This is a genomic window from Litoreibacter sp. (assembly GCF_058136045.1).
On record NZ_JBYVDD010000003.1, the window covers coordinates 399548 to 425305 of the forward strand.

A 25758-nucleotide genomic window follows, 5' to 3' on the forward strand; every position below is an offset into this window, starting at 1 on the left:
TTTCTCATAGATTTATCTGCTCACCATTGGGAAAAATCACTGAGAAACAACTCCCAACACCTTGGGTAGATTGAATTTTTAACCTCCCACGATGGCGATTAACTATATGCTTAACAATCGCTAGGCCCAATCCCGTTCCGCCCTGATCCCGACTGCGATGATCGTCAACACGGTAAAATCTCTCGGTCAGGCGTGGCAAATGGATGGCGTTGATGCCCTCGCCCTCGTCGCGCACATCAACTCTGAGCGCCGCTTGGCGCAGGGTTGGATCACGTTTAATGGCCGATATTTCTACATATATCGTTTTGGAGGACCCGCCGTATTTGAGTGCGTTCTCAATCAGGTTCAAAAACAACTGGGTGAGCTGATCCCGATCGCCAAGGATCATGCGGCCCTTAGAAAATCCGGTGGCTTCGATCACCACCTGCGCCTCGGCCAGTTTCCCCTCCAGCGTTGCCAGTGCAGAGCGCAGGACAGCGGCCAAATCAACAAGGTTGCGCGGACGTACCCGCTCGTCGATTTCAACGCGGCTCAGGGACAAAAGATCACTGACCATACGGCTCATGCGCTGCGCCTCTTGCTCCATGATCGCCAAAAACCGATCTTGCGCCTCGACATCCCCGCGCGCAGGCCCACGTAAGGTCTCGATGAACCCCATGAGGCCGGTGAGCGGCGTGCGCAGCTCGTGGCTGATGTTGGATACGAAATCGCGGTGCATGGTTTCTTTTTGATCGCGCAGAGAGTGGTCCTCAAAGCTCAAAACCGCCCCGCCGTTTTCTAATGGGTGGGCCTGAAACGAATAGTTAACCTCGCCCATAGCCCCCGACAGCAAAAACCGCGACGTCTCCACCTGCCCTTGGGTGAGACAGGCCTCCATCGCGGCCAGTACGGGTGGTTGACGTAGCAACAAATTGGCGTTCACTCCGGTGACATCGCGCCCGAACATCTCGGTGGCGGGTATGTTTGCCATGGTGATCCGATGCTCGGCATCAATCACCAAAATTGGGAGTGGAACGCCCTCCAAGATTGCTAAGACTGTCATCATTTCCCCTCAACTGGCGAGTAATTGCCCCTCGCCCGATAGCTTAAAACGCCGATGCAAGACAGGGAAACCTGTCTTGTCCGGTATTTCTGGGCTGATAGTCTGCAACTGTAACGTAACGATAAACTTCAATGAACCCGCAGGTGATTGGCCTTGGGCCCGAAATATACACGATCAACGTCTGACGGCGTGATGCCGGTACCGGATGCGGCCTGCAATGCTGTGCCGGATGCTTTGACGTCTGTGACTTTGATCTTGGGGTTCACGCATTACGACCTGCCCCGCCTGCCCCATGAAGCGATCCCGAAAGGCACGACGGTATATTTTTCCAACATGCCTGCGATCTCGTCCGAGGTGTTGTCGGATATTGAGCCGGATATGATCATCTCTCCGCTCATCGTTCCCGAATTTGATGCCGTGGATATTGCCAAGAAGCTGGCTGAGTTGCGCTATCGTGGCACCTACCGTGTGTTGAGCCAGCGGCTGCCAAATACCAAGATGGTTTGCCGCGAAATCTCTAACTGCGGACACGATCTTAGGATTGAATTTATGGAGCTGGCGTCACAAAGTTAGCGCGCTCCCTGCCCCGCCGACCGCCTCTTGGCCCTGACTTAATCGCGGACGGTGCCATCACCGATGACGATATACTTGAAACTGGTTAACTGCTCGGCGCCAACGGGGCCGCGCGCGTGCATCTTTCCTGTGGCGATGCCAATTTCCGCCCCCATGCCAAATTCCCCACCGTCAGCAAACTGGGTCGAGGCATTGTGCATCAAAATCGCGCTATCAAGGCGCGACAGAAACATATCCGCCGTGGCTTGGTCCTCGGTCATGATGCAATCGGTGTGGTTCGAGCCGAATTCGCGGATATGCGCCATGGCATCCTCCACGCTATCGACCACTTTGGCGGCAATTTCCATGTCTAGGAACTCACGTCCCCAATGCTCAGGCGCGGCGGGCGAGGTGCCGTCAATTTCAGCCAGTTTCATATCCGCATCCACGGTCACGCCCTTGTCTAACAGCGCGCGGATCACGCCCTGCCCGATGGTGTCGGCCACGTCTTTGTGGATCAGTAGGCATTCCGCCGCGCCACATATGCCAGTACGCCGGGTCTTGGAATTTAGCACCACATTGAGCGTTTTCACCGGATCCGCCGCCTTGTCGATGTAGATGTGCACGATGCCTTCCAGATGGGCAAAAACCGGCACGCGGGCCTCGCGCTGCACAAGGCCAACCAACCCTTTGCCGCCGCGCGGAACAATCACGTCGATATAGTCGATCATCGTTAACATTTCGGAGACCGCCGCGCGGTCGCGCGTTGGCACCAGTTGAATAGCCGTCTCTGGCAGGTTCGCGTCGCGCAGCCCTTGCACAAGGCATGCATGGATCGCACTTGCCGAATTGAAGCTCTCGGAGCCGCCGCGCAAGATCACCGCATTGCCAGCCTTCAGGCACAAAGCCCCTGCGTCCGCGGTGACATTGGGGCGGCTCTCGTAGATCACGCCAATCACGCCCAAAGGTGTGCGCACCCGTTTGATATGCAGGCCCGATGCCATGTCCCACTCCGTAATCACTTCGCCCACGGGATCGCGTTGCTTAGCTACCGCGCGTAACCCGTCGGCCATGGCGCGGATACGGTCGTCATCCAGCATCAAGCGGTCCATCATCGCAGGGGACAGGCCTTTTTTACGGCCGAATTCCATGTCGAGCTTGTTGGCCTTGATAATCTGGGCGCGCTGCTCCCAAACCGCATCGGCGGCGCTGATCAGGGCCGCGTGTTTCCGCTCGGCAGAGGCAAAAGACAGCTCCGCCGCAGCCGCGCAGGCGTTCTGGCCGATTTGAGCCATCAGGGCGGGAATGTCTGTCACATCATCGGTCATACTACTGGGCCTTATATGTAAATTCTTATGTGTTTAGAGCACCATGTCATCGCGGTGCACAAGGGCAGCGCGCCCCGGATAGCCGAGGATCAGAGAAATTTCACCGGATTGGTGGCCTTTCAATTGCTCGGCTTCTTCAGCGGTATAGCGCGATAAACCAAGGCCGATGCTGGTGCCATCTGGGCGCTGTAGCGACACCGGATCACCGCGATGAAACTGCCCGATTACTTGTGTAACCCCCGCCGGTAGCAGGGATTTCCCGCGCCCAAGGGCTGCAACCGCGCCGTCATCTAAGACCAGTACACCTTGCGGCTTCATCGCGGATATCCAGCGTTTTCTAGCCAATTGCGGGTCGGTTTGTGGCACAAACCAGCTGGCGTTCGCCCCCTCTTCCAAGGCGCGCAACGGGGACAGTGCGCTGCCTTCCGAGATCACCAAAGCAGCCCCGCCCGCCATGGCGGTCTTTGCGGCCATAACCTTGGTTTTCATCCCGCCCTTGGACAGGCCAGAGCCCGCATCTCCGGCCATGGCCTCGATCTCGGGGGTAATCTCTGTGATCCGGTCCAGCCGTGTGGCCGTGGTATCCTCATTCGGGTTGGCGGTGTAAAGCCCGTCCACATCGGACAGCAACACCACCAAATCGGCGCCAATAGTTACCGCCACCTGAGCCGCCAAACGGTCGTTGTCGCCATAGCGGATCTCGTCGGTGGCGATGGTGTCATTCTCGTTCACAATAGGCACGACATCCATGCTTAGAAGCTGTGCCATCGTGGCGCGTGAATTGAGGTAGCGGCGACGGTCACGACTGTCTTCTAATGTCACTAAGACCTGCGCGGTGGTGATCGCATGCGGCGCAAGGGCCTCTTCATAGGCGCGCGCCAGCCGGATTTGACCGACGGCAGCGGCGGCCTGCGATTTTTCCAGTGGCAAAGCCCCGTTCCCAAGGTCCAGCACCCCACGCCCAAGCGCGATGGAGCCAGATGAGACCAACACCACGTCCTGCCCGCGCTTTTTCATGCGCGACACATCTAGGGCCAAGGCATGCAGCCAGTCTTCGCGCAATGCGCCGGATTGGCGGTCCACCAACAGGGCCGAGCCAATTTTGACAACAACCCGTCGGGCGGACTTAAAGGTGTCGCTGATGGGGGTTACGGGCGCCATACTTGAGGTTCCTCCTCCTCGGCGGCGATGCGTAGGCGGTCCTCCTGAATCTGGGCGCGCACGGCTCGAAGCACTTCAATCAACCCCTCACGTGACACGCCGGACATCATCATCACGGGGCCACCACAGGCGGCTTCCAACTCGGCCTGTCGCTCGGCCCGCTCGTCGTCGTCCAAGGCGTCAATTTTATTGAGCGCGGTCACGCGGGGCTTGTCCGCCAACGCGCCGCCATAGGCTTCTAGCTCGCCAATAATCGTGCGGTAATCGTCTGCGACGGTCTCGGAACTGCCGTCAACCAAATGCAACAACACGGCGCAGCGCTCAACGTGGCCAAGGAAGCGGTCGCCAATGCCCTTGCCCTCAGACGCGCCCGCAATCAGGCCCGGAATATCGGCCATAACAAATTCGGCGTTGTCCACACCCACGACGCCAAGGTTCGGGTGTAGCGTGGTAAACGGGTAGTCTGCAATTTTCGGGCGGGCATTGGAGGTTGCCGCAAGAAAGGTGGATTTCCCCGCATTCGGCAGCCCCAACAGGCCGGAATCTGCAATCAGTTTCAGGCGCAGCCATAGCGTGCGCTCGACCCCGGGCTGGCCCGGATTGGCACGACGCGGTGCGCGGTTGGTGGCTGATTTGAAGTGCAGGTTGCCCCAGCCGCCGTTGCCGCCCTGTGCCAGCACAATGCGTTGGCCAATTTCGGTCACATCGGCGATCACGGTTTCCTCATCCTCGTCAAGGATCTCGGTGCCAACAGGCACGCGCAGAATGATGTCGTCGCCCCCATGCCCCGTGCGTTGCTGGCCCATGCCGTATTGGCCGGATTTGGCAAAGAAATGCTGCTGGTAGCGGAAGTCGATCAAAGTGTTCAACCCTTCGACCCCTTCGGCAATCACGTCGCCGCCTTTGCCGCCATCGCCGCCATCCGGGCCGCCATATTCAATGTGTTTCTCGCGCCGGAAGCTGATGCTGCCTGCGCCACCGCCGCCGGAGCGGACAAATACCTTGGTGAGGTCGAGAAATTTCATAGTCGTAGGCCTTTCAACGCGGGTAGTTCTGCCTTAACGCAACGCCTTGCTGCGCTCAATCCAGCTTCTTAATATAGGTCCAAGTTTGTACCAATGCATCACGTGCAACCGAGAAGATTTCCGCGTCACCGATATACTTGAAACCTGCGTTGGTCAAAACCCGTGCCGAGGCGGGGTTGTCTTGGAAGACCGAGCCAAACAATGTCCGGCAAGCCTGCGGGTTAGCCGCCACCAAGGCCTCGACCGCCTTGGAGGCCAGCCCGTTGTTCCACAATTGTGGTGCGACCCAATAGCCGATCTCGGACTGCTCGCGGTCCATACGGGTCAACCCAATCACACCCAAAACTTGGCTGCCATCGTCCGAGGGGTCGATAACCCACACGTCCTCGGCCCGCTCATCCGCCAGGCTGCGCTTGATAAATGCCTCGGTGGTGCCGGGTGGCAATGGATGCGGGATCGAGGACGTCGCTTTGGCGATCCGCTCATCCGCCGTATAAAGTGCAAGCTGGCCCGCGTCGGCCTCAATCAAGGGGCGCAGCACGAAGCCGTCCGCTTTGATGGTGGGTTGGGTGTAGGTTTCTTCAAAACTCATTATTTGCCTCCCGCAAATAGAACGAACAGGACGCTTGCAACGGTCAGCGCTGCCAGTGTCCACATTAAATATTTCTCCGCTGGGGTGCCTGCTACGCTGCGTGCAATGCGCTCCCCACCGTAGGTCCAGATTGGGTGCAAAACGGTTTGCACCCCCAAAAGTATAGCAGCGATCGTTGCCGTTGCTTCAAGGCTGGGTGTTCCGGGCACCGTAAATGCCGTAAACCCAGCCGTTATCATCGCCCATGCTTTGGGGTTCAGCGGATGCACGATCAAACCAGCCGCAAAGCCCGGTGCCTTGGCTTCTATATTGGTGCTCAGGCGCATATTTGCCACCCGCCATGCGAGCCAAATAATATAAAGTGCCGAGACCCATTTCAGGGCCTCGAACACCCAAGGTGCGCTTTGTGCTAGCTGCATTAAGCCAAAGCCCACGGGCCAGATCACCAACTGCTTGCCAAGGGCGACGCCTGCCACAAAGGGCAGTGCCGCGCGCAGGCCATAGCGCGCTCCTGTGGCCAAAAGCGCCATGTTTGCGGGCCCAGGTGTTCCCACCTGAGAGGCCGCAAACACGGCAAAAGAGAGCACCGCGACGCTCACCTTGTGGCCTGATGCAGCGCGCGCTGCTTTTGAGCATATTTGGCCTGAGCTTTCAGGCGCCAAGGCGCGTCACGTTCCCAATCGCCAGACATGATCGAGCCATAGGGCGTGATCTCATCGACCACCTCCGCCAGCTTGAACTTGGCCATCTGCGCGCGCACCGTATCCGCAGGTTTATAGGCTGATGGCAGCTCCGAGACGTCGATATTGCCCGAGAAGAACCGCGCATCAATATGTGCGGTTTCACGATCAAAAATAGCCTGATCAGTCTCGCCAGCCAGCGATCGTTTATGCGCTGTGCGCGAGAAATTACGCCCTGCCCCATGTGGTGCAAAACCAAGGTTATTCTCGCGGGTCTCGCCACGGATCAACAACACAGGTTGCCCCATATTCAGCGGTACAATTTGGGTGCCGTTGGTGTCAGGCATGAACTCGGCATCCACCGGGGTAGCCCCTTTGGCATGGTAGTACAGATCACCCTTGCGGAAGACGAAGTTATGCTCGTTCCAGAACCGATCCAGCATTTTAGCACCGGCAAAGACGGTTGCGGCTTGGTGCAGGCAGTTATGGTTGGCCTTGGTCCATTTGCGGATCAATTGCAGGGCTTCCCAATAGGATTGCCCCTCGTCGCTATCGGCTGGAATCCACGCGTTCTGCTTTAGAACCCCTGTCGACAAACGCTTGCGCCAAATCTCGGCCGCCTTCATGCCCAACTTGTACAACCCGGCCCCCGGCCCCCGCGAGCCGTGATGGGTGACAAGACAGGTCGTGCCGCGGGCCTTGGAGACCCCGACATAGGCAAAATGATTGCCATCGCCTTGCGTGCCCATGTGCTCTTGCGCGGCTTGCAAGATTTTCTTGTCCGACAAGAAGCTGTTCTCGCGGAACCCATCATAGAGAGTTGGCGACAAAGTATAGCGCTGCCCGTTTGGACGCCCACCGGGTCCAAAATGCGTCGCCTTATGGACGGCATCAAGCATCGCTTTAGGCTCCGCGTCCTCGAACTCTGTGACCATGACCGAGCAACAAATATCGGCCGAATGCATGCCGGGATGGATCGCGTTTTGCGCCGCAACAACAGCCCCCACAGGGATCGTGCCTTTAGGACCCGCGGGACAGGCATCAGGCATAACCGCACCGGCGCGGATTGTTGGCGTGCGCATCAAAACATCCATGGTCGCGCGGACATCATCAACGTTTTGTTGCTCTAGCTCATTCTCGGCTTCGATATTTAAGTGATATCCGGGGTTGTCTTGCAGCCCTATGCGCGGTGCTGGCTTGTTTGCCTCCACCCATGCGCTTAGCGCAGCGCGATCAAAGCCCTGCCCGTTCACATAATCCAAGGCTTTGCCAAAGGCTGGCCCTTGTTCAAAACCTAGATCAATCAGATCTTTGCCGGAAATAATCATTGTCTTAGTCCATTCTTCCTCGTGTCTAGAATGCATCCTTGAAATCGGGATGCGCTATGTGACCGGGTCCTGAACTTTTTCAACATCGAAAAAGAAAAGGGACCGGCCGTTAAAGCCGATCCCTAAAATGTTTAACCTTGGGAAAGGCTTATTCTGCTGCCTCGGCTACCGGTAATACGGATACAAAGGTACGGCCTTTGAGGCCCTTGTGGAATTTCACGTTACCTTCGACTTTTGCAAAGATAGTGTGATCGCGGCCCATGCCAACGCCTTCGCCCGGCCACTTAACTGTGCCGCGCTGACGAATGATGATGTTGCCGGGTATGACAAGCTCGCCGCCATACTTTTTCACGCCAAGACGACGACCCGCTGAGTCGCGACCGTTCCGGGATGAACCACCTGCTTTTTTATGTGCCATTGTGCTTCTCCTTAACCTTTAGCGAATTCAGTAGCCTGCTCGAGCCAGTTATCCCGGTCGATGCGGCCTTTGAAATTCAGTTTCTCGTCCATATCAGCGATGTCCTCTGGGGTCCATGCTGCGATTTGGGCGAATGTTGTGACGTCCAAGCCGTGAAGCTTCTTGACGATAACCGGGCCAACGCCGCTGATGCGCGACAGATCGTCGGCGCCATCAGCCTTAGCAGCAGCCTTTTTAGGAGCAGCAGCCTTCTTAGGCGCGGCTTCTTTTTTAGCAGCAGCTTTTGGTGCGGCAGCTTTTTCAGCTTTCGCAGCAGGCTTGGCTTTGGCTTTCTTAGCCGGAGCAGCAGCATCGAGTGCAGCGAAAGATACGCCAGCACCGTTGATTGCAGCTTTAACACCGGACTTACCTGCGCCTTTGGCGAGGATGTCAGTTACGCGAAGCAACGTCAGTTGTTGACGGTGGCCCTTGGTGCGTTTGGACGAGTGCTTACGACGACGCTTAACGAAGTTGATCGTTTTAACACCTTTGATTTGGTCGATGACTTCGGCTTGAACGCCAGCATCTTCAACAAATGGTGCACCAATAGTGCTACCAACCATCAGAATTTCATTGAATTGGATTGTCTCGCCAGCGGCGGCATCCAGTTTCTCGACACGCAGAATATCGCCAGAGGCGACCTTGTACTGCTTGCCGCCGGTTTTTAGAACCGCGAACATATCGCATACCCTTTTATCTTTCGCGTCCTGTGGCCCCGCTTTCGCGGCGTTCATGGGCTCTGTGTGAGCCACCTCGGACAGCGCGCCCCCGGATCGGGACGTCATTGCAAAAACCTACGCATCATGCGCAGATGGCGGCTTATGTTGGAATTATGCACCTCTGTCAACAGGCTAAGCCCGCTAAAGCACGCTAAACTTGTGGCGACGTTGCTGGCGCTTGTCGGATGCAGCCCCGATACGGCTTCGCATGTGCCAAACCCGCTGTTGTTGCCCGGCTATGCCTTGGGGAATGTGGTCGGCAATGCCAGCTATAATGCACGCCGCGCGCGGGTGAAACACTATATTACGGCCAATTTTGACGCGCTTCTTTTGGACATCAAACTTGGCGGGGGGGCGACCCTGACGCAGGCCAGTGATTTGGCCCGCATCCCCCAAGGCAAGCGTCCTGCCCTTATTGCCGTATTGGCCCAAGAGCCGAACCTGTCGCGTGATCCCGAGGCTCTGAGCGTCACGCTAATGGTTCACGGCCCATAAATCAGGTGTCTTCGCCGATCAGAAACTCTGCCGTGGCCCGACCTAACTCAAAGCTTTGCGCCTCAAACATCTGGTCAAACCCCGCAAACAGCACCGAATTCAGCCGTTGCCCTGCGGGCGTCTTGGAGATGTCGATGTAGCGTTGCAACTCGGCTTTGCTCAGCGTGCTATAGGCCATCGAGGAGAAGTTCATCGTCCATTCCTGCATTTCTTTGCGGATGTCCGGCTCCTGCTCCCAGACCGAATTCAACATGAAACTCTCGGTGATCCCTTCGGCGTATTGCTCATTGGTGGCCATGCCGCGATAGAATGCCAGATTGGAGTTCAGCGCCCCGGCCACATTGCTTTCCACCAGATCGTTTACCTTAATGAACTCTTGATACATCAGATATAGCGCGGGATCGTCCTTGCGCAGCTGTGCAACGGTGAGCGTTGCGGCATCTTCGCCCCCATCAGCGCTTAAGGCGCGGCGGGCGTCGATCTCGATCTGAACAATGCGCGCGCCCAGCTCCCCCTCAAAGAATGCCAGCGCGGCCTCCGAGCCCTCAATGTCCTTAATGCTGCGCATCCCCTCGCCAAACAACTTCTTGGCGTTTTCACTGCCATAAATGCGCTCCAGCCGGGCGGTCCATGCAGGTGACGGCGTAACCCCGCCATCCTCTGGCACATCTTGGCCGGCGGCCACGCCCTCTTCGCGCAACACCTCAAAGACTGTATCCATGTCCAAGGCCACATAGTAGCGCTCGATCATTGACGAGGTTTGCGCCGACACAAGTCCGGCAGTCAGCATAAGGGCGGCAAAGGTGGCGGTCAGCAGGCGCATGGCAAATCCTTCAAGGGCGGTCCAGCCCCTAAGATATGCCCCGATCCGCTGCGTCACAATGGTGAAGGTGCTGAATTTGTTGTGTTGTGCGGCTGGTTGAGACGAAAACCGCCATAGTTGGGCTTGCAGCGCATGAGTTGTGCCGCTAAACCGCGCCCACCTGATCACACATCAGCCTTGCGGAGAGGTGCCGGAGTGGTCGAACGGGACGGTTTCGAAAACCGTTGAGCTCGAGAGGGTTCCCAGGGTTCGAATCCCTGTCTCTCCGCCAGCCACCATTTTTTCTCAATTACGTTGGCACTCATTCAATCCCTTATGGGGCTGTTTTTGTTGATTTATCCGCATTCGTTGTTGCTTTTGGTTTCTCTTCGATTAGACTCGTTTCTATTCATTGCGTGGTAGAAATTGTGGTATTTTAAGTGAGGACTCATCGTGAGCGAAAAGATTGAACTGGGGAATTGGGGTGAGGAGTTGGTGGCGAAGAATGCCAGTTGTCCCAAATGCAAAAATGATCGCACTCTCAAGAAACTTGTCCAAAATTTCAAGTGTGCAGACCTCATCTGTGATTTTTGTGGTTTCATTGCGCAAGTTAAGACGGCACGCGTTTCCGACATTGAGACTATGCCTAAGACGATTTTAGGAGCTGCGTGGGGACCACAGAAAGCAAGAATGGACGCCGGAATTTACACAAGCCTTTTTGTTGTATTGCGATCCAAAAAGGACAAATCTTTTAGTATTTCGTTCTTGGCGTCTGAGCTTCAAACGCCAGAAATGTTCGTTCCGCGCAAGCCTCTCTCGGAAAATGCTAAACGCGCGGGATGGCAAGGTTTCCTGATCGATACGTCAGCGGTCGCTGATCGTTTCGTTAGATTCCATTGAGGTGTCAAAGATGGCAGCCATTTCAGGAAAACTGACAAAGAATTTGGTCCGAACCCTCGGTGCCGGTCGTCATGGCGACGGGAGCGGCTTGTATCTTGTGGTCGATCCATCGGGTGCGAGACGCTGGATCGTACGCGTCACGGTGAAGGGGCAACGCAACCGTGAAGGCAAGCCCCTGCGAACTGACTTCGGCCTTGGTGGTGCTGATGTTGTGACGTTGAATGAGGCGCGTGACCGAGCTTTGGAATATCGACGTTTGGCGAAGCGAGGCATCAATCCGCGCTATAACGGGCGACAGGAAATTCCGTGTTTCGAGGAGATCGCACGACAAGTCCATATTGAGCGCCTGCCGACATGGAAGAATCCGAAGCATGGTCAGCAGTGGATCAACACTCTGGCTGAATATGCCTTTCCTAAGATAGGTCGCCTGCCAGTTTCTGAAGTAGGTCAGCCCGAAGTGTTGCAGGTGCTTCTTCCAGTTTGGACTGTAAAGCACGAGACAGCAAAGCGGCTGGCTCAACGGATGAAGGCCGTGTTGGATGTGGCAAAGTCAAAGGGTTTTCGCGAAGGAGAAAACCCAGTCACCACCATTCGCGATGCTCGCGTATTGCCGCAAGTCAAACAGAAGGTGCAGCACCACAAGGCAATGCACTGGAAGGTCGTGCCTACCTTTTATGCTGAACTAGCCACCAAAGATGCGATGGCGGCGAAGGCACTAATGTTTACGTGCCTGACAGCCAGTCGGACCAGTGAAACGTTGAACGCGCGGTGGGAAGAGTTTGACTTTGACCAACGTCTTTGGACAGTTCCAGCAGAGCGTATGAAGGCTGATCAAGAACATCGTGTCCCTCTGACGCTGGCTATGATTGCCATAATCGAACCACTCAAGAACCTAAGATCGGAGGTTGTTTTCGAAGGTCAGAAACGCCACAGACCGATGTCAAATATGGCGATGCTGATGCTCCTAAGGCGCATGAAAGTTGAAGGCATTACAGTGCATGGATTTCGTTCAACCTTTCGAGATTGGGCGTCAGAACAACCCGGGTTCAGCCGCGAGCTTGCTGAGATGAGTTTGGCGCATCAGGTTGGTTCTGACGTTGAGCGCGCATACGCAAGATCCGACCAATTGGAAAAAAGACGCGAACTTCTTGAAGATTGGTCAGTTTATGTCGTCGGATGAATTTTCAAAGCCGACAGGGCGTGTCTTCTTGAAAAGCGACGATCGGGATGTGATGCACTTTATGCGGCGTCTTCACGAGGTGCTTGATTGTACTACTGAAGTTCTTTGTCATCACCTGGATCGAAGTTTCGACGGTGACGCTCAATACGTGCCAGCAACGCTAATCTTTAATCCATTGGTGCCAGATCATGCGTTTTGGATTAACCTAGGCAACGGTTATGGAAAGACCATGACCAAGGATGCTTTAGAAGAGTTGAAGCGGTTTGAAAGGTGGCTGCTTAAGCGCGAATTTTTGGATATTCCCTTTGATAAGCAAACGAAGATCACAACGCGGTTACCAATCTTGTCAGGGCCATTGTTCTATTTTGTCGCCGATGCCATTCAGTCGGTGGAAACCAACCGACTGTTGTCAGCAATAGGATTGGTCATTGAGCATCTGGAGCAATGTGTTTCAGCGGAGGTCGGCGTTGGAGGCGATTACCGCGCATTTAGGACCGCAATGGCGTTAAGAGCGATATTTGAAACTTACAGCGACTTAACGGCTCGTTCGGGGGACAAGGACGGCAATCCCACGGGGCCATTTTGCAAGAGCCTCGAGGAGATTTTTAAGATTGGGGGCATTAAAGGCGGGTTTCGTCACTTTGCTGCCAAGGCTCAGAAGCGACCACCCTGCGATCCGTTGTTGGTTTACCTCAAACAAGAGCTACAGGACGGGCCTGCACGAGTAGCAGCCCAAAAAACGTCGAGTTTTACTGCCCAATAGTTTCGACATTCTTATTCACTTGGTCTCAATTGGTGGAAGTTGGTTTCTCTAGGAGACAAAGATGAACATTGAACCGTTTAAGCCCGCCATTTTCTACGATGATACGGATAAGGAGCTCGATCTCATTGCTACTCGTGCGATGCGCGCGCAATGGAGACACAGACGTGTCGGCCCAAAATATACAAAATTTGGTCGGAGGGTGAAGTATCGCGGCTTCGATCTAAATTCTTGGATAGAAAAGAGAACGGTCCAGACAAACGAACTCGCCTAAAACAACAAAACCCCGCTTTCGCAGGGCTTCGCTTAGTTGATTTGAATACTCTGACGATAGCAAATATCCCCCTGCGTTTCAATAAAAATTTGGCCTTTAAGGCTCGTTTTTCCCCGAGTTCCCCCTCGGGCAAACGGAGGAGATGTGACGCATGCCCAAGAAAGATTTCGTAATGATTGGAACTGATATCCTTGAGTGGGAGCCGTTTCGAAATTTGAAGTCGTGCTGTGAGAGAAACGCCTACTTGACTGTTAATTTGAGCAGCCCAGCCAACTACATTGGAACATTCCGGCACCCACTAATTCTGTTTTCTCGCGAAGCTAACATTCCAGTAAATGATTTGCTGTCTGTGATTGAGTTGCTGGAGGCAGCGGAGCTTATCGAATATGACAAAAAGGAGGAGTATGTTCGGCTCTCCGAGTGGTTCTACTCCTCAAATATGACAATTAGTTTGAACACTGTGAAAGGTGTTGCACGTGATTTTTTGAAGCGGGGCGTGCCTAAGATAGAGATGGTTTCAAGATCGATTGCCGAATTTGTTGTTGCCTCGCTCTTGGGCGTGAAGGCCTATCGCGAAGATAGCGAACACGGACCTAAAGTCACCGAAGAACTAAGGGAATTCGTATTCGAAGCAATGCTGTCATTTCCGAAACTTGAACAATGCCTTTACAATGAAATGCTGCGCAAAGGATCGCCGGTCAAAGTCTCATACAGTGAAGTTTTTATGGGCGTCACTATGGGGGACGCTGTTGATGGAAGACGTGTGGATTCCACTTGGGAAAATCCGTCTCCAGGGGGCTTAGGAACCCCTTCGAAGCACAAAACTAAACCTTACCTTACCCAAACCTATTCGAATCTTGAACCTGCGGTTGCTGGTCCATCGTCGACCACGAAGGACAAGCATGAAAAGGTTCAGTCTGGGCCGATGCAGTCAACGTTGAATAGCGAGTTAGTGCGTAAATCAAAGAAGCAGGGATGATCGTGATGGATATATTTTCTGGGAGCAAGGTTACGCTTGTGGCTACGCCACCGCAACTTGTGAAGGAAGGGATGCTGCGCCCCTTCCCCTCAACCCCAACCCAAATTCACGTTGCCCAAAGCACTCCAAAGGGGGTGACCAATGAGCGGAGCTAACATCCAAGAACCGCGTGACTTGTCGCTGCACGTGAAATGCTCGCGGAAAGAACGGGAGCGTTGGGGTGCCAAGGCGAGATCCCATGGCCTTAGTTTGTCAGATTACCTTCGGGAGTTCCTTGAGGCATCACGGTCGTCGCGGCGTAGGACAGCTCCGGCAGTCAACCCTCAGCTCATGGATCAGATTGGGCTGACGGGGAATAACATGAACCAAATCGCCAAAGCGGTTAATGGCACCCTTCGTTTTGGAGACGAGATTGATACGCTCGCAATCCACGCAGAGCTTGTCACCATTGAGCGTGCTCTCAAGCTCTTTCAGCGCGAGCATAGCAAATGATTGTGCGGTTCTTTCACCATGGCGACGGTAGCGGACAATCGGCTGTCGACTACCTGATGGCTGAAGAGGTTCCAGAATTCGACGAGAACCGCAACCGCATCAAAGGCGCAACTGTTAAACGTGACCCGCTACCCGAGTGCCTTGATGGCGATCCTGAACAGATGGCCTTGTTGATTGATAGCGATCATCGCAAATGGCGCTACACGTCACTGGTCGTTGCCTTCGCTGACGATGATGCGCCGTCTGATGATGAACAGCGGGAAGTTATGGCATCCTTTGAGACCGCAGCATTTGCTGGCCTCGCCCCAGATCAGCCGAAGACATTGTGGGTTAGGCACACTCATATGGGCAACGTCGAGTTGCACTGCCTAGTGCTTCGCCGAGAGCTACACAATGGACGTGCCCTGAATATCGCGCCGCCAGGTGCTGAGCGGTATTTTAATGCTTGGCGCGACTATTGGAACGCAAATATGGGTTGGGCTGATCCTGAAGCTGTAGAGCACCACCGACCGCTTCGGGACGTCATCGAAGGCAAAGATAGAAAAATGCTCCGCGACCATATCAATGGACTTGTTATCGGCGAGATCGAAAATGGTACGATCAGAGATCACGCTGATGTTCGCGCGTATCTTCAGACGCTTGAAGAAGATGGTTTGGAAATCAAGCCTCTGACCGAAAAGCAAATCGCAAGACGAGCCAAGAAAGAGGCGCTGGCTAAAGCCGAAGGAAAATTAAGACCGCCAGACAAGCGGATTACAATGCGCCAAATGGGGTTGTCGACATCGGCTGGAACCTTTCGACTAGAGGATCGGATTTATCATGAGCAATGGACTGCCGCAGAATACTTTGCTGGACAGGCTGCAAAAGAAAGCCACAGCGCAGGCCAACGAAAGCCAAGAGCAACTTCAGAACGCATTGAACAACTTCGATGCACAATGGAGCGCGCAATTGACAACCGTGCTGCGAAAAACCGTGAACGATATGGAGAGCCTGCATCAAACGGCAGAGCATTTGTACAAACGGACGAAAACACAGATCGAGGCAGAAATGTCCGACTTGTCGGAAACGACACAGAAAGCGGGCAAGGCTTTGAGCTTCACACTTTGGAAGACGGCGATGCTGAGCGGCGCATCATTGACCTTGGGGGCCTGCGCCGTAGCGCTCGGCGGCTTCGTAACCTATGGCGCGATGACGCTGGAGCCACCTCCGAGGGTCATTCCACAGATACCACTCGCGCTGAACGAAAGTACGGTCATGCGTGGCATCAGCGGCCTTGGGACCATCGTTCTCCTACCAAACGGCGTAGAGATAACAGTTTGTCCGATCGGAACGCCGCCCAATCGCATTTGCATCAAGAAAAGATAAAGGAGCAGATAGATGAGCAATGGCCTGACACCGTTAGAGAGAGAATTATTACGCTGCGTCGAAGATTCGCTAACGCGGATAGAGCAATTGGACAAACGCTTGAAGAGCTTTGGCGACGAGCTGAAGCTCTTAGAGAACGGATTACCGAAGCCTTCAAAGAAAGCTCTATGATCGTGACCGCTGGTCGTTCATCGATGAAGCCAAACGAACAATCTTTAGAGGGCAAACTTTTGGTTCAACGAAGGCACCTGTACCCAGGTAATGAACCTGAGATCTAGAGCCATAAAGCCCATCCATCCCTTGCCATATCAGGGGCGATGTCAGGAGGGGCTTTAAGCTAGTGCTGTTTGCGCTCAACATCACCCCAATGCTTATTTACGGGCAAACTTCGAGCGCGGCGCTCAATGTCTTCAAAGTGTACCGGTGAAAACCCCCAAACATCCACACCAACATTCACTGAGTTTTGGCTGCCACGCCAATTGTTATGGACGTGGCCAAAAAGCTGGAGCGCGCCTCGGCGTGCGTGATTCCACGTGATCATTGGATAATGGCACAAAGTGTTATTTTGTTTAAGCGATCCATCACGCACTTCCGCTAGGTTGCTAACGGAATTCCAAGGCAATTCCAACGTCAGTGGGCCATCATGGTTTCCAACGACGAGATGTTTGGATGCACTAGGGAGTTGTTCGAAAATTTTACGCAAATATGTTTCGTCCTTTGATGACGGGCCAAACGCGAAGTCACCGATGATCCAAAGATCATCCTCGGGCTTAACTAACGTCCACATGTTTTCAATCAGCGCCCCGTCCATGTGTGATGCTGATTTAAAGGGTCTTTTGCAAAAACTAATTACGTTCTCGTGACCGAAATGCGTGTCCGCAGTATACCAAATTGTCATTTTGAGCTTTCATTGACGTCCTAAGCGAACAGAAATTACTGCGCATAGTGTTACAGTATTCCGAAACGATGACGTTCGTGATAGGGAATTTCGCGTCCAGTTCGAGGATCTACCAATTTGCCCGAGCTTATATACCACTTACGCGCCTTTTCGTTTATCTCTGCGATGCTTCCTGGAATTGGCACAGGTTCTTCACTACAATTATTATTAGCCGGATCATTACGAACCCAGACTTCAAGCATGGAGCCGTTCCGTCGAATGGCCCAGCCGTAAAACGACAAAAGCGTATTGAGCGCTGAAAAAGAGACATGCTTACTTAGTTTTGCAATTAACCCGCTGCCACTGCGACGTTGAATGGCGTCTAAGTGAACTCGGGCGATTTTACACATCTTTTTGTGGTCGTCGGTTCCGTCAAGTACTTTTCCCGTGGGTATGCCATCAAACATATATTTATCCTCATTTAGCTTCGGTGTTCGCCATGTGATACGATAAGTCCGTAGACGATTAAACATCTTTCTTGCCCAAAGGGAAGATGGAAACCAACTTCACAGTTATAGATTTCGGCAAAAATTTGAGAGCAGCCCGCAAAGCGCAAGGCTATTCTCAAGAAGGCTTTGCGCATATCGTTGACTTGGATCGCACCTATATTGGAGGGATCGAGCGAGGAGAGCGAAACCCTGGTCTTAAAACAATTGTACGGATTGCCGATGCGCTTGATATTAGCGTGGTAAAATTATTTTCAAAGCAAACCTGACGAAGAGCTAAGTTTAGTCAGATTTATTATTGCCTAGGGCGAACTAGCAATTCTAGATTATGGGCTTCCAAAAGCGACAGAACCGTTTCCAGCCGAATGCCTTGATCCCCGCTTTCAACTTTGGAAATTGTAGCCTGCCTCAAATTCGCCTTTTCGGCCACTTCAGCTTGGGTTTTTTCGGCGAGTTTCCTGGCGTCAACCAGTACCAGTGCAAGATTTTCAACGCTCGAAATCAGAGTTTCCATGGCCAGTCCTCTCGAGATAAAGATCGCACTTTGAATTATACGCTTTTGCGTATAAACGTAAAGCTAAGCTATTGTGAACCCTGCATCTAAAATGCAGAAACAAATTATACGGAGTGTAAGCGCTCAATGTCATTGCCCCCTGAAGAGAAAAAGAAGCTCAGCGAGTCTGACATTTGCGACCTGTATATCACACCCGCAATAAAGGACGCCGGTTGGGACCCTTTCACACAAATCAGACGAGAAGTGACACTTACGCCTGGACCGATAATTGTACGAGGCAATTTATCGTCGCGAAACAAAAAGAAGAAAAAGTTTGCTGACTACGTATTGTCTTGGGAGCCAGCACTGCCTGTTGCGGTGATAGAAGCAAAGGACAACAACCATTCCGTTGGGCATGGAATGCAGCAAGCTCTTGGATATTCTGAGATAATGCAAGTTCCAACCGCATTCAGCTCAAATGGCGATGGTTTTGAACAGCACAATAAGTATCCTGCGTCTAGCGAGGAGACCGAGACTTCGCTTGCTTTAGATCAACTGCCCTCGCCTAGTGATCTTTGGAAGCGGTACAAGGCGTTTCGAGGGATCGAAGACGACGAACAAGAGTTGTTGATGCAACCGTATCATGATGACGGTTCGGGTAAAGAGCCTCGATATTATCAAGCTGAGGCAATTAACCGAACGATTGAAGCTGTATCAAAAGGTAAAAACCGCGTGTTGCTGGTTATGGCCACGGGAACGGGTAAAACCTATACAACTTTCCAAATCATTTGGCGTCTGTGGAAAGCGGGCGCTGCAAAGCGTATTCTTTTTCTAGCTGATCGCAATATTTTGATTGATCAGACGTTGGTCAACGATTTCAAGCCGTTTGGATCCGTGATGACGAAGGTTGGCGGCCGCAAAATCGATCCGTCCTACGAAATCCATCTTGCCTTGTATCAATCGCTCACTGGTAAAGAAGAAGCGGACAAAACCTTTAAATCGGTTTCTCCCGATTTTTTCGACCTAATTGTCGTGGATGAATGCCATCGAGGTAGCGCATCAGAAAATTCTGAATGGCGTGAAATTTTGGAATATTTCGGAGGTGCTACCCAGATTGGCCTTACAGCTACCCCTAAAGAAACAAAGGATGTTTCAAGTAGTACCTACTTTGGAGAGCCCGCCTACACCTACACCTTAAAACAAGGAATCGAAGACGGTTTTCTTGCACCGTACAAGGTGGTCAGGATTGATATCGATAAGGATGTTGAGGGCTGGACACCGCCACCGGGTGCCGTCGACGATTTGGGAAACCCTCTTGAAGATCGACAATATAATCAAAAAGACATGGACAGAATTCTCGTCTTAAATCGACGTACAAAGTTGGTTGCGGCAAGAGTAATGCAGCTCCTCAATGCAACCGATCCCTACAGCAAAACCATCATTTTTTGCGAAGATATCGATCATGCTGAAAGAATGCGTAAAGCCATCGTAAACGCTGCCGGACAGCTCGCGATTGATCATCCCCAGTACGTTAGACGAATAACGGGTGATACGAAGGAAGATGGGAAAATAGACCTAGACAATTTCATCGACCCTGAAAGCAAGTTCCCCGTTATCGCCACAACATCCGAAATGCTGACGACTGGAGTTGATGCAAAAACCTGTAAGCTGATTGTCTTGGATAAAAACATCTCTTCAATGACGTCGTTTAAGCAAATAATCGGTCGCGGTACCCGTGTAGATGAGGAGCATGGCAAATGGTACTTCACAATCATGGATTTTAAGAAGGCTACTGAGCTTTTTAACGATCCCGATTTTGATGGTGAAGCAGTGGTCATATATGAACCTGACGATGATGAACCACCAGAGCCACCCGACCCGCCAATCGATCCAGAAGATGATGATGACGATAGCCCTGAAACACCTGGGGTAACCAAGCTGGTAGTAAGCGGCGTAGAGGTTCAGATCATAGCCGAGCGTGTCAGTTTCATAGGGCCTGACGGCGCATTGATCACTGAGTCGTACAAAGAATTTGCTCGGAAGCAGATGCTTATAGAGTTTTCATCTCTCGACGATTTTATCCGAAAGTGGAACGAAGCCGACAAAAAAGAGGCGATCATTAGCGAACTTGAGGAATATGGTGTTCTACTCGAAAACTTGGCAGAGGAAGTGGGCAAAGACTTTGGTGACTTCGACCTCCTGTGCCACATCGCCTACGATCAGCCGCCCCTAACGCGAGCTGAACGCGCTAACAATGTGAAAAAGCGTAACTATTTTACCAAGTATGGCGAACAAGCACGACAGGTTTTAACGGCTCTTCTCGATAAATACGCCGATGAAGGCATTCGCTCCATTGAAGACGCCCGTGTTTTGCGACTACATCCCTTCGATGACATCGGCACCCCCGTTGAGATCATCAAAGATGTATTCGGCGGCAAGCAAAAATACGAACAAGCCATCAGAGAGCTTGAAGAACAACTTTACAAACAGGCGGACGGCTAATGGGAGACATCTCAGGTATAATCAAAGCAATTCAGGACATCATGCGCAAAGACGTGGGTGTTGACGGCGATGCGCAGCGCATCGGCCAGATGGTTTGGATGTTCTTTCTTAAAATTCTCGATGACCGTGAAGAAGAGCTCGAGCTCATTGATGACAACTTCAAGTCTGCGCTGCCAGAGCATCTGCGCTGGCGGAATTGGGCAGCTCACCGCGAAGGCCTGACCGGCGAAGGCCTATACGACTTTGTTCAGGACACGCTTTTTCCAAAGTTAAAACTGTCTGTCCAAGTACAGGGCCCACAGCGTGAGCAAGCTTTGATCATCCAGCGCGTTTTCGCAGATGCTTACAACTACATGAAATCTGGCACGCTTCTGCGCCAAGTTATCAACAAGATAAACGAGGTCAATTTTAACAATAAAGATGACCGACACACTTTTGGCGATATCTACGAACAGATACTTCGCGACCTACAAAGCGCTGGAAACGCGGGTGAATTCTACACGCCTCGTGCTTTGACCAAATTCATCGTGAACCGTGTGGACCCCAAGCTAGACGAAATAGTCTTTGACCCAGCCTGCGGCACAGGCGGCTTTCTTACCTGTACGATTGACCATAAAAAAGAACATTACGCTAAGACCAGCGCAGAGCGTAAAAAGCTCAACAAGACTATCCGAGGCGTCGAGAAAAAGCCGCTTCCATTCATGCTGTGCATGACCAACATGATCCTACACGGGATCGATTCACCATCGAATATCAAGCTCGATAATACGCTCGCGAGACCCTACAAAGACTACGGCGATAAGGACCGCGTTCACTGCATCATTACCAATCCGCCATTTGGCGGCATGGAAGAAGACGGCATTGAGCAGAACTTTCCGGCAGGGCTGCGCACACGCGAGACCGCCGATTTGTTCATGGCTGTGATTATCAAGCTTCTTAAAAAACATGGGCGGGCCGCTGTGGTGCTTCCAGACGGCTTCCTGTTTGGCGAAGGTAAAAAGACCGCGTTAAAAGAAATGCTTCTCTATGAATGCAACCTTCACACCATCGTCCGCCTGCCGAACGGTGTCTTTGCCCCCTACACGGGCATCAAGACCAACATCTTGTTCTTCACTAAAGGCGAGCCAACCAAGGATGTTTGGTTCTACGAACACCCCTATCCAAAAGGTATAAAAACCTACAACAAATCTAAACCGATGCGGTTTGAAGAATTTCAACCCGAAATTGACTGGTGGGGCGACGAGGCCGATGGTTTCAAAGCACGAAAAGAAACCAATCAGGCGTGGAAGCGAAGCGTCGAATACCTTGAGGGGCGTGATTTCAACTTTGATGACAAGAACCCATATGAGGCGCAGAAGAAGGACCTGAACCCTGACGACCTGTTGCAGGAGTATCAGAGCGCCCAAGACGACATTCAAAAGCTGCGCGACCAACTCAAGACGATCCTATCAGATGCGCTAAACGGGGGGCGCCCGTGACGGATGTGAATCAGCTCATCACCGATCATCTGGATATCTGGACTTCGGCTACTGAGAAAACGTCTAGCGCAGGGCGTGGAAACGCTGGTGCCATCCGCCTCTATGGCATCAAAAAGCTGCGAGGCTTGATCATGGATCTTGCTGTGCGAGGGAAACTTGTAGCGCAGGATGAAAACGAGGGAACTGGCATGACGCTCGTTGATATGTCGTTTCGCGAGCGCACCAGAGCAGTCCGGGAGAAAAAAACCCGGAAACAGAAAACTCTTCCTGAAATAGAAAAAACTGAATTGATGCATTCTATCCCAGATTCTTGGGCTTACATCCGTCTCGGCGACCTCACAAATTATGGCATAACGGACAAGGCCGAGGCCTTCAATGCAACGGAAGATACATGGATCTTAGAATTAGAGGATGTAGAAAAAGAAAGTTCGAAACTTCTACAGAAGGTATTTTTCTCAGAAAGGCGTTTTAAAAGTTCAAAAAATCGCTTTCGAGAAGGTGATGTTATTTACGGAAAGCTTCGGCCATACTTGGACAAAGCACTAGTCGCAGACCTTGAAGGAGTTTGTACCACTGAAATGATTCCGATGAGACCATATGCCGATGTTTCCTCCAAGTTTCTGCGGCTTGTGCTCAAATCCCCTGAATTCATTCGATATGCAAATGACTCAACGCACGGTATGAATCTGCCACGTCTTGGAACTGAAAAAGCTCGTATGGCTGTCGTGCCTCTTCCCCCAACCGCTGAGCAACACCGCATCGTGGCCAAGGTGGATGAGCTAATGGGGATTTGCGATGCGTTGGAGGCGCAGGCCGAAGGCAGCCTCAAGGCGCACCAAACCCTCGTCGAAACCTGCCTCGCCACCCTCACCAACAGCCAAACCCCCGAAGACCTCACCCAAAACTGGACCCGCCTTGAGGCCCACTTCGATACGCTATTTACGACCGAGGCGAGCGTTGTTTGCCTGAAAGAAGTCATGCTGCAACTAGGCGTACGCGGAAAATTGCTTCCACAGAACGAAGACGACGAAGTTGCATCTGTTTTGTTGCAAAAATTGTTGCGTGGGAAGTCGCATAAAAAGAAGAGAGGACGTGGAGCTGTTGGTGAAAGTACTGCAACTGAGCCACCGTGTTCGCTGCCGGAAAGCTGGATTTGGCACCGGTTTGGTGATCTTGTCGAGTTTCAATCAGAACTCGTTAAGCCAGATGGGTACCAAGATTTTTTACAGATCGCCCCCGATATAATTGAAAAAGGCACAGGTAGACTTGTTGATCAAAGAACTGTTGGCGAGTCAGGAATCCGTGGCCCAAACAATCGCTTTTATGCTGGGCAGATACTCTACTCCAAAATTCGCCCTTCACTGTCGAAGGCTGTCATCGCTCCTTACGATGGATTGTGCAGTGCAGATATGTATCCTTTAAAGTCATTGATCGACCCTGACTTCCTTCTGCTTTCTATTTTGTCAGAGGACTTCTTAGTTCAGGTTCGCAAACTCGAAAATCGCATAAAGATGCCAAAATTAAATGTCGGTAGCCTTTCTAGCATTTATGTGGCGGTGCCGCCGCTGTCCGAACAGCCTAGAATCGTTGAAAAGGTCAAAAGTATGTTCGGGATATGTGATCAGATAAGAGCAAACATCGAAAAATCCCGACAATCTAATATTCAAATTGCCGACACCCTTACCTCCAAAATTCATTGAGAAATCATGCGCCTTAAATCTGTCTGGATCAGCGAATACAAAAACCTTCGTGACTTCACCCTCACCTTTGAGGGCGAGAGTTTCCTCGACATCTTTGTCGGTAAAAACGGGACTGGCAAGTCCAACTTCTTCGAAGCACTTGTCGAGATTTTCAGACACATCTTTGATAGCCGCGACGCGCAGGACCAAATCTCGTTCAGCTACGAAGTGACCTATGAAATCGCGAGTAAAGAGACGGTTATCCGCTTTGAAAATGAACTTTTCACAATCAACGGACGCGAGCAGAAGACGGTTGGCCAAGCGCCAGTGCCTGACAATGTCCTAGTCTACTATTCAGGGCACAATGCTAACATAAACCGAACGGTTTCACGGTATGAGAAGCGTTTTGCTGATCAGAGCAAAAACTGGCAAGCTGACGCTGCACGGAGATTTGTTGGTATACGATCTGATTATAAGGAGATGCTGCTCTCTATCCTTCTTATGCAGGGCGATGAATGCATGGCCAGGCAATACCTGTGCGAAAAGCTGCAGATTGATGTCGTGCCGCGTGAGGCATTTGTACTCACTTTGAAACGCCCATCTTTTGCCTCGCGCATTGACGTTGATGTAGCCGTTGCTGAAACATTTCTTTGGGGTGCAGTTGGTACGGCGCGCGCCTTCTTGGATGAGTTGACAGGCTGCATTACTGGGGGATTCACCTTTGGCGATATCTACGATCGAGATAAAGACCAATATGAGATCAAGATTGACCTTGGTCGATTTCAGGAACGATTTGGTGGGAGAAGCGCTTCGGAGCTTTTCAGAAGCTTTGATCGGCTTAAAGCCATCGACATGTTTGCCGGGCTTTCTATCCCACTAAGACTGACGAACGGTGATGTCGCAAAGGTTGGGGATTTCAGTGATGGCCAGTTCCAATCGGTTTACATCTTCGCTATTTCTGAGCTGTTTAAAGACCGCAACTGCATCACACTACTGGACGAGCCTGACTCATTTCTTCATCCAGAATGGCAGTTTGGATTTTTGAAACAAGTCGCCGACATTACTGGGACAGACGCTGCCAAAACCAACCATGTTTTGTTGAGTAGCCACAGCGCATCGACCATAGCCAGGTCGAATGAATCTGAGATCCGGATGTTTGAATTTGGAGCCAATGGCGTGAATGTCGTAATGCGAGACAAGGCCAGCATCGTGAAATCCTTATCGGCAGGATTGATCACTTTTTCAGAGAAAGAAGCCAAGCTGAGTATTGATGAAGTTCTAGAAAACACGACTGATGCCGTGCTTTTCACGGAAGGGATGAGCGACCAAATAATCTTGGACGCCGCAATCGAAAAACTCTTTCCCGAAGAAAAAAATGGGCTTGTTGTTCAAGGTGCTTTCGACAGAATTTTCTTGCGGAATTTGTTCTCACGAGAGGAACTTCGCAAAAACTACAGGGGGCGAAAGATGTTTGCCCTTTTCGACTTCGATGAAGCGTACAACGATTGGGACGGCCTGAAACACTCGGAACTGTTGGAACAAGACCCGCATCGAGGTCTAAGTAAAAGGCTCGTGCATAAATCTCATTGTGCTTTTCTGCTGCCAGTGCCTCAGCGCGAGTCTCTAAGAAAGCAGGCACTGTCTGGCGACGGCCAGCCATTCAAGGATGGCAGTGCGTGTATTCCGATAGAGCTTATGTTTTGTGATGCTGAAGGACTTGCAGATTATTTTGAGTCCAAAGAAGTTATGGGAGGGGGCGAGGTTGTTCAGTTTGTTGGTGACAAGGTTGCGTTCGCCAAGAACGTTGCAGACACATTGCCGCCCAATGCATTTGAGTGGTTCCGTCCAATTTTGGAATTTATCAGAGCTGAGGTTGCTACAGCAAAGTAGCGTTCATTTTCACCTTTGTGTGGTGTGAATTGTGGTATGAGTTAAAATATTATTGTAATTAATGCTTAATATCAATGTATTGTAGCGTTAATTGGTAAGACTGTCTCTCCGCCATTTTACATCTTTCTATGAAGTTCCCACCTAACCTCTTGAATAGAAAAGTAGTTTTGGGGTCCGAAGCCTTTCATCCCTGCCCCCTGCA

The 25758-nt window shown here is 52.0% G+C and carries 26 protein-coding genes and 1 tRNA gene; 14 read left to right on the forward strand and 13 right to left on the reverse strand.

Annotation, left to right across the window (positions count from 1 at the left end):
* Window positions 1-4: 4 nt before the first annotated feature.
* On the reverse strand, window positions 5-1042 hold the full coding sequence (locus tag AC3Y7R_RS03280; RefSeq protein WP_490040572.1) for an ATP-binding protein: 1038 nt from the start codon (window positions 1040-1042) through the stop codon (window positions 5-7).
* Window positions 1043-1195: 153 nt separating this feature from the next.
* On the opposite strand from AC3Y7R_RS03280, the gene AC3Y7R_RS03285 reads away from it, so the two are divergent.
* Window positions 1196-1615, forward strand: a complete 420-nt coding sequence (locus tag AC3Y7R_RS03285) for a hypothetical protein (RefSeq protein WP_490040573.1) — start codon at window positions 1196-1198, stop codon at window positions 1613-1615.
* A gap of 38 nt (window positions 1616-1653) precedes the next feature.
* Here AC3Y7R_RS03285 and AC3Y7R_RS03290 read toward each other — a convergent pair whose 3' ends face one another.
* From AC3Y7R_RS03290 to AC3Y7R_RS03325, 8 genes are all read right to left on the reverse strand, one after another.
* Window positions 1654-2922: a glutamate-5-semialdehyde dehydrogenase gene (locus AC3Y7R_RS03290; RefSeq protein ID WP_490040574.1), complete on the reverse strand. Its 1269-nt coding sequence runs from the start codon at window positions 2920-2922 to the stop codon at window positions 1654-1656.
* Window positions 2923-2955: 33 nt separating this feature from the next.
* Entirely contained in the window at window positions 2956-4083 is a 1128-nt protein-coding gene (gene proB / locus AC3Y7R_RS03295; protein ID WP_490040575.1) for a glutamate 5-kinase, read from the reverse strand.
* On the reverse strand, window positions 4071-5108 hold the full coding sequence (obgE, locus tag AC3Y7R_RS03300; protein ID WP_490040576.1) for a GTPase ObgE: 1038 nt from the start codon (window positions 5106-5108) through the stop codon (window positions 4071-4073). The genes proB and obgE overlap by 13 nt, the downstream gene beginning before the upstream one ends.
* Window positions 5109-5163: 55 nt before the next feature.
* Window positions 5164-5700 carry a GNAT family N-acetyltransferase gene (locus tag AC3Y7R_RS03305; RefSeq protein WP_490040577.1) on the reverse strand — a complete coding sequence of 179 codons (537 nt, stop codon included), beginning with the start codon at window positions 5698-5700 and terminating at the stop codon, window positions 5164-5166.
* Entirely contained in the window at window positions 5700-6299 is a 600-nt protein-coding gene (locus AC3Y7R_RS03310; protein ID WP_490040578.1) for a LysE family translocator, read from the reverse strand. The genes AC3Y7R_RS03305 and AC3Y7R_RS03310 overlap by 1 nt, the downstream gene beginning before the upstream one ends.
* Window positions 6296-7708, reverse strand: a complete 1413-nt coding sequence (locus AC3Y7R_RS03315) for an RtcB family protein (protein ID WP_490040579.1) — start codon at window positions 7706-7708, stop codon at window positions 6296-6298. The genes AC3Y7R_RS03310 and AC3Y7R_RS03315 overlap by 4 nt, the downstream gene beginning before the upstream one ends.
* A gap of 148 nt (window positions 7709-7856) precedes the next feature.
* Complete coding sequence (rpmA, locus tag AC3Y7R_RS03320) at window positions 7857-8126, reverse strand: 50S ribosomal protein L27 (protein WP_490040580.1); 270 nt, start codon at window positions 8124-8126, stop codon at window positions 7857-7859.
* A gap of 11 nt (window positions 8127-8137) precedes the next feature.
* Complete coding sequence (locus tag AC3Y7R_RS03325) at window positions 8138-8845, reverse strand: 50S ribosomal protein L21 (RefSeq protein WP_490040581.1); 708 nt, start codon at window positions 8843-8845, stop codon at window positions 8138-8140.
* Window positions 8846-8986: 141 nt separating this feature from the next.
* Between AC3Y7R_RS03325 and AC3Y7R_RS03330 the strand changes: the two genes are divergently transcribed.
* Entirely contained in the window at window positions 8987-9379 is a 393-nt protein-coding gene (locus AC3Y7R_RS03330) for a hypothetical protein (RefSeq protein ID WP_490040582.1), read from the forward strand.
* Between the two features lies 1 nt (window position 9380).
* Here the strand turns inward: AC3Y7R_RS03330 and AC3Y7R_RS03335 are convergent, their stop codons facing one another.
* Window positions 9381-10202 carry a hypothetical protein gene (locus AC3Y7R_RS03335; RefSeq protein WP_490040583.1) on the reverse strand — a complete coding sequence of 274 codons (822 nt, stop codon included), beginning with the start codon at window positions 10200-10202 and terminating at the stop codon, window positions 9381-9383.
* Between the two features lie 181 nt (window positions 10203-10383).
* On the opposite strand from AC3Y7R_RS03335, the gene AC3Y7R_RS03340 reads away from it, so the two are divergent.
* The 7 genes from AC3Y7R_RS03340 (at window position 10384) to AC3Y7R_RS03370 (ending at window position 16409) form a co-directional block, all read left to right on the forward strand.
* Window positions 10384-10473, forward strand: a tRNA-Ser gene (locus AC3Y7R_RS03340).
* A gap of 161 nt (window positions 10474-10634) precedes the next feature.
* Window positions 10635-11081 (forward strand): DpnI domain-containing protein, encoded by a 447-nt coding sequence (locus tag AC3Y7R_RS03345; RefSeq protein WP_490040584.1) that lies wholly within the window; start codon window positions 10635-10637, stop codon window positions 11079-11081.
* Window positions 11082-11091: 10 nt separating this feature from the next.
* On the forward strand, window positions 11092-12261 hold the full coding sequence (locus tag AC3Y7R_RS03350) for a tyrosine-type recombinase/integrase (RefSeq protein ID WP_490040585.1): 1170 nt from the start codon (window positions 11092-11094) through the stop codon (window positions 12259-12261).
* Window positions 12262-12289: 28 nt separating this feature from the next.
* Window positions 12290-13024, forward strand: a complete 735-nt coding sequence (locus tag AC3Y7R_RS03355) for a hypothetical protein (RefSeq protein WP_490040586.1) — start codon at window positions 12290-12292, stop codon at window positions 13022-13024.
* Between the two features lie 422 nt (window positions 13025-13446).
* The gene (locus AC3Y7R_RS03360; RefSeq protein WP_490040587.1) at window positions 13447-14274 is read left to right on the forward strand and encodes a hypothetical protein; all 828 of its coding nucleotides are present in this window, start codon (window positions 13447-13449) and stop codon (window positions 14272-14274) included.
* Window positions 14275-14415: 141 nt separating this feature from the next.
* The gene (locus AC3Y7R_RS03365) at window positions 14416-14766 is read left to right on the forward strand and encodes a plasmid mobilization protein (RefSeq protein ID WP_490040588.1); all 351 of its coding nucleotides are present in this window, start codon (window positions 14416-14418) and stop codon (window positions 14764-14766) included.
* Window positions 14763-16409, forward strand: a complete 1647-nt coding sequence (locus AC3Y7R_RS03370; RefSeq protein WP_490040589.1) for a hypothetical protein — start codon at window positions 14763-14765, stop codon at window positions 16407-16409. Before AC3Y7R_RS03365 ends, AC3Y7R_RS03370 begins: the two co-directional genes overlap by 4 nt.
* 59 nt (window positions 16410-16468) lie before the next feature.
* Here the strand turns inward: AC3Y7R_RS03370 and AC3Y7R_RS03375 are convergent, their stop codons facing one another.
* Complete coding sequence (locus AC3Y7R_RS03375; protein WP_490040590.1) at window positions 16469-17029, reverse strand: metallophosphoesterase; 561 nt, start codon at window positions 17027-17029, stop codon at window positions 16469-16471.
* A gap of 50 nt (window positions 17030-17079) precedes the next feature.
* Entirely contained in the window at window positions 17080-17475 is a 396-nt protein-coding gene (locus AC3Y7R_RS03380) for a hypothetical protein (RefSeq protein WP_490040592.1), read from the reverse strand.
* 86 nt (window positions 17476-17561) lie between these two features.
* Here AC3Y7R_RS03380 and AC3Y7R_RS03385 point away from each other — a divergent pair, with 86 nt between their 5' ends.
* The gene (locus AC3Y7R_RS03385; protein WP_490040593.1) at window positions 17562-17783 is read left to right on the forward strand and encodes a helix-turn-helix domain-containing protein; all 222 of its coding nucleotides are present in this window, start codon (window positions 17562-17564) and stop codon (window positions 17781-17783) included.
* A 26-nt stretch (window positions 17784-17809) separates the two neighbouring features.
* Here AC3Y7R_RS03385 and AC3Y7R_RS03390 read toward each other — a convergent pair whose 3' ends face one another.
* Complete coding sequence (locus AC3Y7R_RS03390) at window positions 17810-18028, reverse strand: helix-turn-helix domain-containing protein (protein WP_490040594.1); 219 nt, start codon at window positions 18026-18028, stop codon at window positions 17810-17812.
* Between the two features lie 126 nt (window positions 18029-18154).
* Here AC3Y7R_RS03390 and hsdR point away from each other — a divergent pair, with 126 nt between their 5' ends.
* Genes hsdR through AC3Y7R_RS03410 form a run of 4 tightly spaced genes read left to right on the forward strand, consistent with a single transcriptional unit; the run spans window position 18155 to window position 25556 of the window.
* The gene (gene hsdR / locus AC3Y7R_RS03395) at window positions 18155-20509 is read left to right on the forward strand and encodes an EcoAI/FtnUII family type I restriction enzme subunit R (RefSeq protein WP_490040595.1); all 2355 of its coding nucleotides are present in this window, start codon (window positions 18155-18157) and stop codon (window positions 20507-20509) included.
* A complete protein-coding gene (locus AC3Y7R_RS03400; RefSeq protein WP_490040596.1) occupies window positions 20509-21987 on the forward strand; it encodes a type I restriction-modification system subunit M in 1479 nt (492 codons plus the stop codon). The genes hsdR and AC3Y7R_RS03400 overlap by 1 nt, the downstream gene beginning before the upstream one ends.
* Entirely contained in the window at window positions 21984-23687 is a 1704-nt protein-coding gene (locus tag AC3Y7R_RS03405) for a restriction endonuclease subunit S (protein ID WP_490040597.1), read from the forward strand. Before AC3Y7R_RS03400 ends, AC3Y7R_RS03405 begins: the two co-directional genes overlap by 4 nt.
* 6 nt (window positions 23688-23693) lie before the next feature.
* Entirely contained in the window at window positions 23694-25556 is a 1863-nt protein-coding gene (locus AC3Y7R_RS03410; protein ID WP_490040598.1) for an AAA family ATPase, read from the forward strand.
* The last annotated feature ends 202 nt before the right edge of the window (window positions 25557-25758 follow it).

Bases quoted from the DNA above. Each gene is read 5' to 3' on its own strand.
- rpmA (WP_490040580.1), bottom strand. From the start codon at position 8,126: ATGGCACATAAAAAAGCAGGTGGTTCATCCCGGAACGGTCGCGACTCA.
- AC3Y7R_RS03360 (WP_490040587.1), top strand. From the start codon at position 13,447: ATGCCCAAGAAAGATTTCGTAATGATTGGAACTGATATCCTTGAGTGG.
- AC3Y7R_RS03315 (WP_490040579.1), bottom strand. From the start codon at position 7,708: ATGATTATTTCCGGCAAAGATCTGATTGATCTAGGTTTTGAACAAGGG.
- AC3Y7R_RS03390 (WP_490040594.1), bottom strand. From the start codon at position 18,028: ATGGAAACTCTGATTTCGAGCGTTGAAAATCTTGCACTGGTACTGGTT.
- AC3Y7R_RS03335 (WP_490040583.1), bottom strand. From the start codon at position 10,202: ATGCGCCTGCTGACCGCCACCTTTGCCGCCCTTATGCTGACTGCCGGA.
- AC3Y7R_RS03370 (WP_490040589.1), top strand. From the start codon at position 14,763: ATGATTGTGCGGTTCTTTCACCATGGCGACGGTAGCGGACAATCGGCT.
- AC3Y7R_RS03290 (WP_490040574.1), bottom strand. From the start codon at position 2,922: ATGACCGATGATGTGACAGACATTCCCGCCCTGATGGCTCAAATCGGC.
- AC3Y7R_RS03305 (WP_490040577.1), bottom strand. From the start codon at position 5,700: ATGAGTTTTGAAGAAACCTACACCCAACCCACCATCAAAGCGGACGGC.
- AC3Y7R_RS03410 (WP_490040598.1), top strand. From the start codon at position 23,694: ATGCGCCTTAAATCTGTCTGGATCAGCGAATACAAAAACCTTCGTGAC.
- AC3Y7R_RS03375 (WP_490040590.1), bottom strand. From the start codon at position 17,029: ATGACAATTTGGTATACTGCGGACACGCATTTCGGTCACGAGAACGTA.
- proB (WP_490040575.1), bottom strand. From the start codon at position 4,083: ATGGCGCCCGTAACCCCCATCAGCGACACCTTTAAGTCCGCCCGACGG.
- AC3Y7R_RS03330 (WP_490040582.1), top strand. From the start codon at position 8,987: ATGTTGGAATTATGCACCTCTGTCAACAGGCTAAGCCCGCTAAAGCAC.
- hsdR (WP_490040595.1), top strand. From the start codon at position 18,155: ATGTCATTGCCCCCTGAAGAGAAAAAGAAGCTCAGCGAGTCTGACATT.
- AC3Y7R_RS03400 (WP_490040596.1), top strand. From the start codon at position 20,509: ATGGGAGACATCTCAGGTATAATCAAAGCAATTCAGGACATCATGCGC.
- AC3Y7R_RS03350 (WP_490040585.1), top strand. From the start codon at position 11,092: ATGGCAGCCATTTCAGGAAAACTGACAAAGAATTTGGTCCGAACCCTC.
- AC3Y7R_RS03325 (WP_490040581.1), bottom strand. From the start codon at position 8,845: ATGTTCGCGGTTCTAAAAACCGGCGGCAAGCAGTACAAGGTCGCCTCT.
- AC3Y7R_RS03385 (WP_490040593.1), top strand. From the start codon at position 17,562: ATGGAAACCAACTTCACAGTTATAGATTTCGGCAAAAATTTGAGAGCA.
- AC3Y7R_RS03380 (WP_490040592.1), bottom strand. From the start codon at position 17,475: ATGTTTGATGGCATACCCACGGGAAAAGTACTTGACGGAACCGACGAC.
- AC3Y7R_RS03365 (WP_490040588.1), top strand. From the start codon at position 14,416: ATGAGCGGAGCTAACATCCAAGAACCGCGTGACTTGTCGCTGCACGTG.
- obgE (WP_490040576.1), bottom strand. From the start codon at position 5,108: ATGAAATTTCTCGACCTCACCAAGGTATTTGTCCGCTCCGGCGGCGGT.
- AC3Y7R_RS03280 (WP_490040572.1), bottom strand. From the start codon at position 1,042: ATGACAGTCTTAGCAATCTTGGAGGGCGTTCCACTCCCAATTTTGGTG.